This is a genomic window from Mangrovimicrobium sediminis (assembly GCF_004745945.1).
Lineage (GTDB): Bacteria > Pseudomonadota > Gammaproteobacteria > Pseudomonadales > Halieaceae > Mangrovimicrobium > Mangrovimicrobium sediminis.
In genome coordinates, this window is the sequence record NZ_SRLE01000001.1 from 343033 (window position 1) to 355352 (window position 12320).

Annotated in this window: 11 protein-coding genes and 1 pseudogene; 6 read left to right on the forward strand and 6 right to left on the reverse strand. The window is 65.9% G+C overall.

All coding sequences use genetic code 11. The features are described 5' to 3' along the window. Positions 1 to 131: 131 nt before the first annotated feature. The 3 genes from E4634_RS01505 to E4634_RS01515 all read left to right on the forward strand — a co-directional run bounded on the left by E4634_RS01505 (position 132) and on the right by E4634_RS01515 (position 2579). Positions 132 to 581: a hypothetical protein gene (locus tag E4634_RS01505; protein ID WP_135440825.1), complete on the forward strand. Its 450-nt coding sequence runs from the start codon at positions 132 to 134 to the stop codon at positions 579 to 581. Between the two features lie 257 nt (positions 582 to 838). Next, positions 839 to 1774 (forward strand): alpha/beta hydrolase, encoded by a 936-nt coding sequence (locus E4634_RS01510; RefSeq protein ID WP_206046755.1) that lies wholly within the window; start codon positions 839 to 841, stop codon positions 1772 to 1774. Between the two features lie 169 nt (positions 1775 to 1943). Next, positions 1944 to 2579, forward strand: coding sequence for a hypothetical protein (locus tag E4634_RS01515; RefSeq protein ID WP_135440826.1), 636 nt, complete (start codon positions 1944 to 1946; stop codon positions 2577 to 2579). Between the two features lie 3 nt (positions 2580 to 2582). Here the strand turns inward: E4634_RS01515 and E4634_RS01520 are convergent, their stop codons facing one another. The 4 genes from E4634_RS01520 to E4634_RS01535 form a co-directional block, all read right to left on the reverse strand. Continuing rightward, positions 2583 to 3578 (reverse strand): aldo/keto reductase, encoded by a 996-nt coding sequence (locus E4634_RS01520; protein ID WP_135440827.1) that lies wholly within the window; start codon positions 3576 to 3578, stop codon positions 2583 to 2585. Further along, positions 3575 to 5743: a molybdopterin-containing oxidoreductase family protein gene (locus E4634_RS01525; protein ID WP_135440828.1), complete on the reverse strand. Its 2169-nt coding sequence runs from the start codon at positions 5741 to 5743 to the stop codon at positions 3575 to 3577. Before E4634_RS01525 ends, E4634_RS01520 begins: the two co-directional genes overlap by 4 nt. Before the next feature lie 231 nt (positions 5744 to 5974). Continuing rightward, positions 5975 to 7129, reverse strand: coding sequence for a sulfotransferase family protein (locus E4634_RS01530; protein WP_135440829.1), 1155 nt, complete (start codon positions 7127 to 7129; stop codon positions 5975 to 5977). A 221-nt stretch (positions 7130 to 7350) separates the two neighbouring features. Beyond that, on the reverse strand, positions 7351 to 8130 hold the full coding sequence (locus tag E4634_RS01535; protein WP_135440830.1) for an SDR family NAD(P)-dependent oxidoreductase: 780 nt from the start codon (positions 8128 to 8130) through the stop codon (positions 7351 to 7353). Positions 8131 to 8286: 156 nt separating this feature from the next. Here E4634_RS01535 and E4634_RS01540 point away from each other — a divergent pair, with 156 nt between their 5' ends. From E4634_RS01540 to E4634_RS01550, 3 genes are read left to right on the forward strand one after another with little or no spacing between them, the layout of a single operon-like run. Then, positions 8287 to 9501 (forward strand): CaiB/BaiF CoA transferase family protein, encoded by a 1215-nt coding sequence (locus E4634_RS01540; protein WP_135440831.1) that lies wholly within the window; start codon positions 8287 to 8289, stop codon positions 9499 to 9501. 51 nt (positions 9502 to 9552) lie between these two features. Then, positions 9553 to 9843, forward strand: coding sequence for a hypothetical protein (locus tag E4634_RS01545; RefSeq protein ID WP_135440832.1), 291 nt, complete (start codon positions 9553 to 9555; stop codon positions 9841 to 9843). A 10-nt stretch (positions 9844 to 9853) separates the two neighbouring features. After that, positions 9854 to 11353, forward strand: a complete 1500-nt coding sequence (locus E4634_RS01550; RefSeq protein ID WP_135440833.1) for a class I adenylate-forming enzyme family protein — start codon at positions 9854 to 9856, stop codon at positions 11351 to 11353. A gap of 61 nt (positions 11354 to 11414) precedes the next feature. Here E4634_RS01550 and E4634_RS01555 read toward each other — a convergent pair whose 3' ends face one another. Next, positions 11415 to 12149 carry a 2-oxo acid dehydrogenase subunit E2 gene (locus E4634_RS01555; RefSeq protein WP_135440834.1) on the reverse strand — a complete coding sequence of 245 codons (735 nt, stop codon included), beginning with the start codon at positions 12147 to 12149 and terminating at the stop codon, positions 11415 to 11417. An 11-nt stretch (positions 12150 to 12160) separates the two neighbouring features. Beyond that, positions 12161 to 12320: pseudogene (locus E4634_RS01560) on the reverse strand (acetyl-CoA C-acyltransferase); the annotation flags it as partial.

Consider the following 12320-nt stretch of genomic DNA (forward strand, 5'->3'; position numbering starts at 1 on the left):
CACTTCCGTAAACGCGTTGATAAGACAAACATCCCCTGCAGCAACTGACGCTGGATTCGCCGAGTGAGCGAGACGTACAACAGACCGGGAATGCGGGCACTTGCCAGGGGTGACTGGAGACCATGCACACCATGAACACACGTACCCTCAATCGGTTGTCCAGCTGGCTTGCCGGTGCTGGTGCGCTGGCTACCGCGTCATTGTGCATCTACATGGCACAGCCGTGGGGTGATAATCCGGCATATCGCAGTGGCTCCGACTACCTGAACCTCGCGCTACTCACCCTGTGGGCACTGTCTCCGCACATTTTCATCCTGTGGCGAGCCAGGGGCCGCAATCAGCGTGGCGTCAGCACATTTACGATGCTTCTCTCGGCGGTGCTGGCCTGTCTCGGCGGAACGCTCCTGCTCGGGCAAACAGCGCTACTGAGCAAAGATGCCCAGGCAGGACTGGCGGTACTGGTAATTCCTGTGTACCAGTGGCTGTTGATCGCTTCGCTGGCTGCGATCAACTGGATCTACAGGGTTATCTTTGCGAAACAGGATTCCAGCACCAGGGTGAGGCAAGGGCGCCAAGATTAGCCGCTGTCCGGTACGACGCGGCAATTGCGCTCAAAAGCATGGGCTGTACCCCCACAGCCGCAACTAACCACTGATGGCCAGCCGTTCACTTCGGCACACGAACGATTGGGCCAAGCCCTATTCAGGCTCGTAAGTTTGAGCGGTTCCGGCACAACGAACCACCGCAACGACCCCACCGCACCAGCCCCTGTCACAATTCCCGCAAAAGCCGCTAAACTGTCGCCGCCCTCGCGGTATTCCTGACAACAAGAAAAGTAATGTCTATGGAACTGGATCGCATCCACCCCGAACTCCAGCACGTGTACCGGCGCGCACCGAAGCTGCCCATGCACAGCAAGCTGTTCCTGTCCTTCGCCAATTTCATCCTGCGCCTGCGCCGCGAGCGCAAGGCAATCGATGGCGTGACCATCCGCAATGTCCGCGCGGACGGAGCGAGTGTGAGGGTCTACAGTCCGCCCCAGCCGGGTTGCGGCGCCGCGATGCTGTGGATACACGGCGGCGGGCTGTTGGTCGGCCGCGCGTCGATCAACGACGACCTCTGTGCGCAGTACGCGCGAGACCTGGGGCTGGTGGTGGTCTCGGCCAACTACCGCCTGGCCTACAAACAGCCCTACCCCGCGGCCATAGACGACTGCTTCAATGCCTGGCGCTGGCTGCAGGCCAACGCCGGTGAACTCGGTATCGATGCGGCCCGCGTGGCCATCTCCGGACAGAGCGCCGGCGGCGGTCTCGCCGCCAGCCTGGTACAACGGGTCATCGACGGCGGCGGCGTGCAACCCGCCGCCCAGGCCCTGTTCTGCCCGATGCTGGACGACCGCACCGCCGCGCGCGAAGAACTGGATACTATCGAGCACCGCATGTGGAATAACCGCAACAACCGCACCGGCTGGTCGACGTATCTCGGGCAGGATGCAGGCATGCCCGCGACGCCGAAATACGCGGTGCCCGCCAGGCGCGAGGACCTCTCCGGCATGCCCCCGAGCTGGATCGGCATCGGCGATGTGGACCTTTTCTATGAAGAGTCGGCCGTCTACGCCCGGCGCCTGGCCGAAGCCGGCAATGACTGCGAGCTGCACACCGCCCCCATGGCGCCGCACGCTTTCGAACTGCTGGCCCCGGAAAGTACGCTCGCGCGCGAGTTCTTCGAGTCCAACTACCGGTTCCTGCGCAACACGCTTGCGCTGCCTGGCTGAGCGGAGCCTGTACACCGGGCAGGCGTCGAACGCCGCGCAGGATTCGCCGTATGCATCCAAGGTGTTGCCCGCCTGCAAATATCTACCCGCACCGTTCAATTTTAAGTAATATCAGGGAAGACCCGGGACGCCTGAGACGCCCGGGCATTTTTTTTTGGGGACTACAGAAATGCAACTGCGCAACACCCTGGTTCCGTTCGTCGTCGCAACGGCGATCATCGCGCTCGCGCCCGTGGTGGCCAATGCGGGCACCCTGACCCTCAACGGCGAACTGCTGCCGGGCACGGACCCTTGGTGGTACCGCCCGCTTACGCCTGGCGACACCGACGGTAACTACACCGAGCAGGGAACCTGCGCGGCCCTCGATGTTGACCCCGATCCAGTGCCGTACCACATCTGGGAATTCCACGTCACCGAGGCGGGCCTGTATGACATCACCATGACCCCGGATGACCCCGGCACCGACGGCCAGCTGGTCCTTTACGGTCCGGGCGCGCCGTATCCCGGCGAGTTCGGCGACACGGCCTGCCTGGGAAATATCGACGACGCCGCGACAGGCGAGTCCTGCTGTCCGACGCTGTCACTCGACCTCGAGGCGGGCGTCACCTATACCCTGGTCGTCACCACCTACGACGACGACGAGAGCGGTCCCTACGCGGTCGTGATCGCGGGTCCCGGCAGCATCTCTACCGACCCGCTGCGCGGCCCTGAAGCGGTCCCCGCCGCACCCTACTGGTTGCTGGCCGGCCTCGCTGCGGTGCTGGGGGCGGTGGCGTCCGTCAGGTTGCGCCGGCGTACGGACTAGCGACTAGGCAAATTCCTCGGTATCCACGTTGGCGCGCATGGCCTCGCCATAGCGGTGCCCAACCACCGTTTCCTGGTTGATCAGCGCGTCGAGTTCCGCAAGCACCGCCGCCGGCGGCTGCCAGTCCCAGCGCGCGATGTTCTCTTCCATGTGCGCCATGCGCCCGGTGCCGGGGATGGTGACCACGTGATCACCGCGTGACAACACCCAAGCCAGGGCGAGCTGGGCGGGTGTTACCCCCTGCCCTTCCGCAATGGCGTTAAAGGCGTCGACCAGGGCGAGGTTGCGCGGCCAGTTCTGCGCGGAAAAACGCGGCATGCCGGCGCGAAAATCGTTCTCTTCCATCTGCGCGGGGTCGCGCAGGCCGTCGGCCAGTACCCCGCGGCCGAGGGGCGAGAACGCCACCAGCGTGGTGCCCAACTCAGCGCAGGCTTCGCTCACCCCCAGTTCCGGGTTGCGCGTCCACAGCGAGTACTCGTTCTGCACGGCTGCCACCGGGTGCTCGGCGGCGGCCCGGCGCAGGGTGGCGGCGGAAACCTCGGACAGGCCGATGCCGCCGATCTTGCCCTCGCGCATCAGGTCCGCCAGGGCGCCGACGGATTCCTCGACCGGCACGTCATAATCGTGGCGGTGCAGGTAGTACAGGTCGATGTGGTCGGTCTGCAGCAGCTTCAGCGAAATCTCGCAGGCCTCGCGCAGTTTCTCCGGCCGGCAGTCGACGCGGCGCACACCGTCCTCGTAGAAGATGCCGGTCTTCGAGGCCAGGTAGAAGCGCTGGCGCATGCCCTTGAGTGCATTGCCGATGAGCTCCTCGTTGTGGCCCATGCCGTACAGGCGCGCGGTATCCAGGTGGTCGTAGCCGAGGTCCAGGGCGCGGTGCAGAATGGCCGCGCCCTCCTCGTCCGAGGGCTGGCGGCCGTAGGCGAAGGACAGCGACATGCAGCCAAAGCCCACCGGGCACACCTCGCGGCCGCCGAGTTTGCGTTTGCCGATGCTCATGTAGCGCTCTCCTGTTTGGCGATGTTGACGGGAATGCCGGAAAACCGCGGCATGAAGTTGATCGGTTCCAGCCAGGTCTCCAGCGAGGTCAGCTCCCCGGTAAAACTGCCGCGTCGCTCGATGCTACCAGCTTCCCGGACCAGGCCGCCGAACATGTGACTCATGGAAACAACGCCGCGCCGCACGCCGGACTCGGCGCGCACCACGCCAGAGATGCTGCCGTCCTCGGAGGCGATGGTGACGCGCTCGCCCTCGACAATACCTTCCGCCGCCATGTCCTCGGGATTCATGCTGGCCCAGTTTTCCGGGTATTTGTCGCGGGTGCGGTCGGCGTCACGATAGGCGCTGTTCATGGTCTCCAGCAGGCGACGGCAGGTGAGCTGGTAGGCAAAGCGCGAGTCGGGTTCCTCCGCCAGCAGCGCCGCGAGTTCGGCGACGATGTCCGGCGGGCAGAGTTCCAGACGGCCGCTGGCACCCTCCGGCGCGGACTGCACGAATTGCGGCTCGATCTCCGGGCGCACGCCGCCGGGGTTGTCACGCAGGGCCTCGAAGGGCACGCGGCTCTTCTGGCACAGGAAGCGGATCATCGCCTCGGGGTCCGGCGGGGAGTCCGGGTCGGTACCCAGCTCCATGCCCTCTTTGATAGCCGCGTAGTCGAGACCGTAGTTCCAGTATTTCAGGGTCAGCGGCACGCTCATGCGCGCGGCCACCGCCCAGAAGAATTCCCAGTCGTGGATCACGTCCCCGGGCGCGGGAACCACCGGCGCCGCGTACTGGGCGAAGGCCTCGGGGTACAGCGCATCGCCGGGAATGCTCAGGTCGTGGCGCTCGTAGGGCTGCGATGTGGCCATCACGTAGTGGGACAACTCGCAGGTCTCGTTCATGCGCGCATCCAGCGAGACCAGCAGTTCCAGCTCCTCGAAGGCGGGTACTGCGCGGGCCGGGTCGCCCAGGCCCATGACCGGGTTGCCGCCAAAGGAGATGAGCGCGCGGATGCGCTCCTCGCCGGGCTCGGTGATCTCGCGCGGCAGCAGCGCGGTGGGGAATTCGCCGAAGATCTTGCCGACATCCGCGGTGCGACACTTCACACCGGACTCCCAGCTGCGCGTGGGCGACACCGCCATCTCCACGCAGGGCTTGGGGTTCAGGGTGCCGGGGTTGTACAGGCGGTCGCCGGCGCGCTTGTAGCCGCCGACCAGCGCGTTGACCACCTCGATCATATGGTCGTTGAGGTTGGAGTGGGCGGACATGGATGGCCCGGCGCCGCTGCCGACGAAGGGGCGTTTGGCGGCGCCGATCCACTGCGCGGCGAGTTCGATCTCCTCAACGGTGATATCCGCGCGCCGCGCCGCCAGTTCCGGCGTGAACGGCGCCACCGCCTCGCGCAGCGCGTCCAGCTGGCTGGCGAAGCGGTCACAGAAATCATGATTGTAGGTGCCATCACGCAGCAGGATGTGCGCGATGGCAGCGAAGATCGCGGCATCGTGGCCGGGCTTCGGCTGGATGACGAGATCGGCGAAACGCGCGGTCTCGTTGCGCCGGGGGTCGATGACGATCAGCTTCGCGCCGCGCGCGCGGGCCGCTGCAAACGCGCGTCCCGGTGCACCGCTCTCCCCCGGACCAAACGGAAAGGTCTGGTGGCTGACCACCGGGTTGTTGCCCACCAGCACGCCGAGATCGACGTCGCGAAAACTCGGCTTGCCACTGGCCATCACACCGAGGCGGCCCATGGTCACCCACTTGGCCGACTGGTCGATGGTCATGGTGGAGAAAAAGTTCGGGCTGTCGATGGCGGCAACCAGGGCGCGCTCGAGCAGGCCGCCGAGCACACTGCGGTAGGCGCCGGTGCCATGGTAGACAGCGATTGAGCGCGGGCCATACTGCGCCAGCAGGTCGCGCAGTTTTGCGCCGATCTCGTCCAGCGCCTGGCGCGTGGCGATAGGTGCGAAACTGCCGTCTTCGCCGCGTTTGTAATGCTGCGTCAGGCGCTGCTCGGCGCCGTTGTGAAAGTCGATGCTGGCCAGGCCCTTGGGACACATGTAGCCGCCGTAGGGCGAGGTCGAGCCGTCGGCGACCACGCCGGTGATGCGGTCGTCATCGACGGTGACTTCCAGGGCACACAGGGCGCCGCAGTTGCGGCAGAAGGTCTTGGCGGTGTGGGTCACGCGCGCTCTCCCGGCTGTTGCGTTGTCGTTATAGTGAGGTGTCGTGCTGCCCGGCAAACCGGGCACGCCAGTATAGACAAGGCGCAGCGACGCGGGCAAAAACCCGCGTTTCAGGGGTCCGGTGTTTCAGGGGCCTGGTAAAAGTGACGATAAAAGGTGCGGATAGAACGTGCCGGTAGAACGTGCGCTATAGCGCACCGCCGGGCTACACCCGGCAGGCGCCCTGCCGGATCAACCCTCGACAGCGACGTCGTAGCGGCTGAGGTAGCGCTCGAACACCGGCCGCACGGTTTCCGGCGTAAGGCCGAACTCCGCCAGCTTGTACTCGTGCTTGCCGAACTTGGTCTGCGGGTTGTCGTCCAGCCAGGCCTGCATACCGGCTTGCGCCTCGGCGGTAAACTCGTCGCCCAGCGCGGCGTACAGCTTGCGCATGGTGGCGATGGGGTCGGTGGTCAGCTCCGCGTAGTGCACATCGACGATGCGCTCCTCGCCGAGTCTCTCGCGCGTATCCATGATGCGGTCCGCGTGCAGCTGCGCCTGGTACAGGCAGTTCTGGCCGATGAAGTCCTTGTCCTTGGCGCCGCCGGCAAAGCTGTTGTGGGCCAGGGAGATGATGCTGCAGAAGGAGCCGGTGGCGGTCAGCGGGTCGCGGTGGGTCCACACCAGGCGCGCGTCCGGGTAGACCTTGAGCAGGGTGTCCAGCCACAGGGCGTGGGACGGCATTTTAAGGTTCCAGGTGCCGGGGGCTTCGGACTGCAGCAGTTGCAGGAACTGCTTGTGGTACTCGTAGGCCGAGGTCATGTCGGTCTCGAACAGCCAGTCGCGATAGCCCAGCAGTTTGCCGCGGGATTCCCACATCAGCGTCTTGAAATCGTTGGCCATGATGAACACGCACTCGTTCGGGTAGATCGCCGAGCCGCGGTAGTACTTGCCCATCTCCGGCATCGCCTCGAGCATTTTCTTTTCCATCTCGAGACGGGCCAGGGCGCGCGGGTCGGTGGTCAGGGTGGCGCTGGTGGCCGGCGGTACCGGGTCGTCGATCTCCCAGGTCAGCGGCGAGCGGCGCGCCGGGTCCGCGGCCAGCAGGTTGCTGAGCAAGGTGGTGCCGGTGCGCGGGATACCGAACACGAATACCGGGCGCTCGATGGGGCGCTCCAGCAGTTGCGGGTGGCGGGCGAGGAAATCGGTGGTCTTCAGGCGCGTGGCCAGGGCCTGGATCACACTGCCCTTCATGCGCTCGACCGCCTGCTCCGGCGCACCCTGGGCGTTGAAGCCGTCGACCAGGATATCCAGCCCCTCGCGGTAGCTGTCGCTGTCGAAGGTCTCCAGGCCGGTGGCCGCGCGGGCCTGCTCGATCAGTTGGTCTACTACGATGGTCTGCGTCATGCTGGCTACCCCGACGATTATTGTGTGTGCGGCGCGCGACCGGGTGTTCCGGTGCACGGGCCCGGAAAACGGGCGCCGACATCTTGGCACGAAGGCCGGGCGGGGAACAACGGCGGGGGGTGTCGAGAGCCGGCCAGCCCGTCGCGGGCCGGCCTATGTGTTGCCTGGGTGTGCTGACTGGGTGTGGAACGAGGCGCGCGCTCAGCGCAGGGGCATGCGGCTCAGCGCGGCTGCATGCGAATGGCGCCGTCAAGGCGCACGGTTTCACCGTTGATATAGCCATTGCGGATCATTTCCAGTGCCATGCTGGCATATTCGGAAGCGTCGCCGAGGCGCTTGGGGAACGGCACCATGCCGCCCAGGGCCTCGAGCATCTCCGGCGTGGCGCGGGACATGGCCGGGGTGTTGAAGATGCCGGGCTGGATAGTGTTGATACGGATACCCTCGCGGGACAGGTCGCGGGCGATGGTCAGGGTCATGCCGACGATGGCGGCCTTGGCGGCGGAGTACGCGGCCTGGCCCATCTGGCCCTCGGTGGCAGCGGCGGAGGCGGTGTTGATGCACACGCCGCGCTCGCCGTCGACCGGCTCCAGGGTCATCATGCCCGCGGCGGCGCGGGTGATGCAGCGGAAGGTGCCCACGGTGTTGAGCTTCAGCACCCACTCGAACTGGTCCGAGGGGAAGATATTGATCTCGCCGGTTTTCTTGTCGCGGCGCGCGGTGGGAATGGCGTTGCCGCCGCCGGCGCAGCAGATCAGCGCGCGCTCCTGGCCGTTGGCCTCGCGCGCCTTGGCGAAGGCGGCGTCCACGCTCTCGTCGGAGAGCACGTCGCACTGGCAGAAGATGGCGCCGGTCTCGGCCGCGGCGGCCTCGCCACTCTCCGGGTTGAGGTCGAAGATCGCGACCTTCACCCCGGCTTCGCGCAGCGCCTTCACCGAGGCCAGCCCGAGGCCTGAGGCGCCGCCGGTAACAATCGCCGCCATCGTGGAATCTATTTTCATTTTAGGTCTCTCCAGTACTATAAAAGGCGAGGCTGCAAGGGCCTCGAAGCGAGGGCAAACTGTTATACAGCAGCGATGAAAACTATGCAAAAACTCATCGATCTGTATAATTCCGGACCGCGACAATAATTCGGAGAAGGATCAATGGCGAAGGTCATGCAGGGGGTTAGAATCCTCGAGGTAGCACAATTCACCTACGTTCCCGCGGCCGGCGCGATTCTCGCCGACTGGGGTGCCGACGTAATCAAGGTCGAGCACCCGGAGCGCGGCGACACCCAGCGTGGCTTCGTCAACCTCGGCGGCATCAAGGTCAACCCCAAGCGCAGCCCGTTCGTCGAACACCCCAACCGCGGCAAGCGCAGCGTGGGCATCGACATCTCCAAGCCCGAGGGCATGGCCGTCATCTACGAACTGGCCAAGACCGCCGACGTGTTCCTCACCAACTACCGCCCGAGCCAGCGCCAGCGCATGAAGTTCGACGTGGAACACATCCGCGCGGTCAACCCGAACATCATCTACGCCCGCGGCAGCGCCTACGGCGACAAGGGCCCCGAGCGCGACACCGGCGGCTTTGACGGCACCGCTTTCTGGAACCGCAGCGGCCTGGCCGACACGTTCACCCCGAAGGAACTGGACGGCCCGCTGAACCAGGCGATCCCCGCCTTCGGCGACTCCATCGGCGCCATGTTCATCGCCGGCGGCATCTCCGCCGCCCTGTTCCACCGCGAACGCACCGGCGAGGCGGTGGAGATGGACGTCTCCCTGCTGAGCACCGCCTGGTGGGCGGCAGGTACCTCCATCGACATGGGCCTGGACTGCGGCCATGTGATGCACAACGGCATGCCGCGCTCCGGCGGCAACCCGGGCAACCCGCTGATGGGTAACTATCGCACCGAGGACGGCGGCACCATCAACATGTGCACGCTGACCCCCGGCCCGCACATCAAAAACTTCTTCGAGCACATCGGCCGCCCGGACATGGCCGAGGACGAGCGTTTCTCAACCCCCGAGGCGCTGATGCAGAACTGGGAAGCGGCCAGCGTGGAAATCAACGCGGCCTTCGGTTCCAAGCCCTTCCTGTACTGGCGCGAGCACCTGAAGACCTACAGCGGCCAGTGGGCGCCGGTACAGAGCCTGATGGACCTGACCACCGACGAGCAGGCCCTGGCCAACGACATGCTGTTCGAGGTCGAGGCCGCCGACGGTGGCGACCCGATCAAGCTGGTGCGCGGCCCGGTGCAGTTCAACCACGAACCGGTGGTCACCACCCGCGCCCCGGAAGCCTCCGAGCACACCGAACTGGTGCTCATGGAGATGGGCATGGAGTGGGAGCAGATCGAAAAGCTCAAGGAAAAAGGCGCGATCGCCTGATCGAACGCGCCACAAGACTTACTCACCACAGTCAGCAGTAACGAGAAAACTATGAAACCTGGAACAAAACTGAAGAGCGCGGTGTGCGACACCGAAGTCATGGTCATCCGCGGCAGCGACGCCAGCGTCGAGTGCGGCGGTGCGCCGATGGTCGATGAAAAACCCGCCGAGCCGGGCGCCCTGGACGACGCCTTCGCCGAAGGCACCGCAATGGGCAAGCGCTACGTCGATGAAGCTGGCAGCGTGGAGCTGCTGTGCGTCAAGGCCGGCAAAGGTTCCCTGGCCATCGATGGCGTGATCCTGAAAACCAAGGACGCCAAATCCCTGCCCTCTTCCGACTGAACTCCCCGCGATGAACATTTTCCTCCTTCTGCAAATGGCTGCGGACGCCGGCCCCGACCGCGTCGGCCTGGTGTGTGACGGCCGTCGCTGGACCTACGGCGAACTCGCCGCTGCCGCCCGCGGCGCCGCCGATGTGATCACCGGCGCCGGCTGTACCCACGTCGCCCTGCTCGACGAAAGCAGTGCCGCAGCGCCCATCGCGCTGTTCGGCGCGGCGCTCGCCGGCGTGCCCTACGTGCCGCTCAACTACCGCCTGGCGGACGAAGACCTCGGTGCGCTGCTGGCGCGCGTGGCACCCGCCTGCGTGATCGGCGACGTCGCCCGGGCCGAGCGCCTGAACGCAGACGGCGGACACAAGTTGTTCACCCGCGAGGCATTCCTGGAGGCTGCGGAAGCCGCCGCCGAAGGTGCTTCCGGCGAGGAGCGTGAAGGCGAAGGCATCGCCGCGCAGATCTTCACCAGCGGCACCACCGCTGCACCGAAGGCCGCGCTGCTGCGCCACTCCAACCTGCTCGGCTACATTCTCGGCACCGTGGACTTCATGTCCGCGGACGAGGACGACGCCCAGCTGGTGTGCGTGCCGCCCTATCACATCGCCGGCATCTCGGCGCTGATGAGCTCCATCTACAGCATGCGCCGCATCGTCATGCTGCCGGCCTTCGAACCGGACGAATGGCTGCGCCTGGCGGCAGACGAGAAAGTCAGCAACGCCTTCGTGGTACCGACCATGCTGGCGCGCATCATCGAGCGCATGGAAGCCGGCGTGGAGGCGGACCTCTCCTCACTGCAGTCGATCGCCTATGGCGGCGGACGCATGCCCCCGGAGCTGATCGAGCGCGCCCTGGCGCTGTTCCCGGAGACCAATTTCACCAACGCCTACGGCCTCACCGAGACCAGCTCGACCATCGCGCTGCTCGGCCCCGAGGACCATCGCACCGCGTTCGCCTCCTCCGACCCGGCGGTGCGCGCGCGGCTGGGTTCCGTCGGCCGCCCGCTGCCCACCATCGAGCTGGAGATTCGCGACGAGGACGGCAAGGTGCTGCCCGCGGGCGAGCGCGGTGAGATCTACGTGCGCGGTGAGCAGGTCTCCGGTGAGTACCGCGAGCGCTCCGCGCTGGACGCCGAGGGCTGGTTCCCCACCCGCGACGCCGGCTGGCTGGACGCGGACGGCTACCTGTTCCTGGCCGGCCGCGCCGACGACGTCATCGTGCGTGGCGGCGAGAACATCTCCCCCGGTGAAATCGAGGACGTGCTCGACTCCCACCCGGCGATCGCCGAGTCGGTCGCCGTGGGCGTGCCCTCCGTGGAGTGGGGTGAAGCGGTGGGTATCGCCGTAGTCATCCGTCCCGGCCACGAGCGTCCCAGTGATGACGAACTCAAGGCGCTGATCAAGGACCGCCTGCGTTCATCGCGCGTCCCCGAGCGCATCGCCGTGGTCGACGAACTCCCCTACAACGAAATGGGCAAACTGCTGCGCCGCCAGGTGCGGGCGATGTTCCAGGACAGCTGAGTAGACCGCACAAAAAAGGGGTCAGAGCCGCGGCTCTGACCCCTTTTTTTTATCTCTAAATTCAGGCGAACTCGAAGTCGGCGAGCCAGCTGGCCATGAAGGTCAGGCAGCGGGCGGCGTCGGCGCCGTTGATGACGCGGTGGTCGTAGCTCAGGGACAGGGGCAGCATCTGGCGCAGCACCGGCTGGCCGTCGGCGTCGGGGACGAAACGCTGCTGGGTGCGGGTGATACCGAGGATGGCGACTTCCGGCGCGTTGATGATCGGTGTGAACGCGGTGCCGCCGATGTGGCCCAGGGATGACAGGGTAAAGCAGCCGCCGGACATCTCCTGCATGGCCAGGCCCTTGCCGCGCGCCTTCTCGGACAGGGCGACGATCTCCGCGGTAATCTCGTCCATGGACTTCTTGTCGCAGTCGCGCACCACCGGCACCAGCAGGCCGCCGGGCACATCCACGGCAAAGCCGATGTGGTAATAGCCCTTCTGGTACAGCGTGGCGCCATCCGCGGACAGCGAGCAGTTGTACTGCGGGAACTCCTTCAGCATGGCCACCGCGCATTTCATCAACGCGGGCAACAGCGTGCGCTTCTGGTCGGGGTGCTCGGCATTCCACGCCTTGCGACGCTGTTCGAAGACGGTGATGTCGGCCTCGTCGTGGTGGGTGACGTGGGGGATCATGCTCCAGTTGCGCTGCATGACCTTGCCGACGTACTGCTGGATCTTGCCCAGGCTTTTCTCTTCCACCGCGCCGTAGGCGCTGAAGTCCTCGACGGGCCAGGGCAGTTGTGAATCGCTCATACGGGGTACTCTCAGACTCGCTCGATCAGGATGGCGGGGGCCATGCCGCCCGCGGCGCACATGGTGACCAGGCCGCGTTGCAGGTCGCGGCGTTCCAGTTCGTCCAGCACGGTGCCGATGAGCACTGCGCCGGTGGCGCCGATGGGGTGACCCAGGGCGATGGCGCCGCCG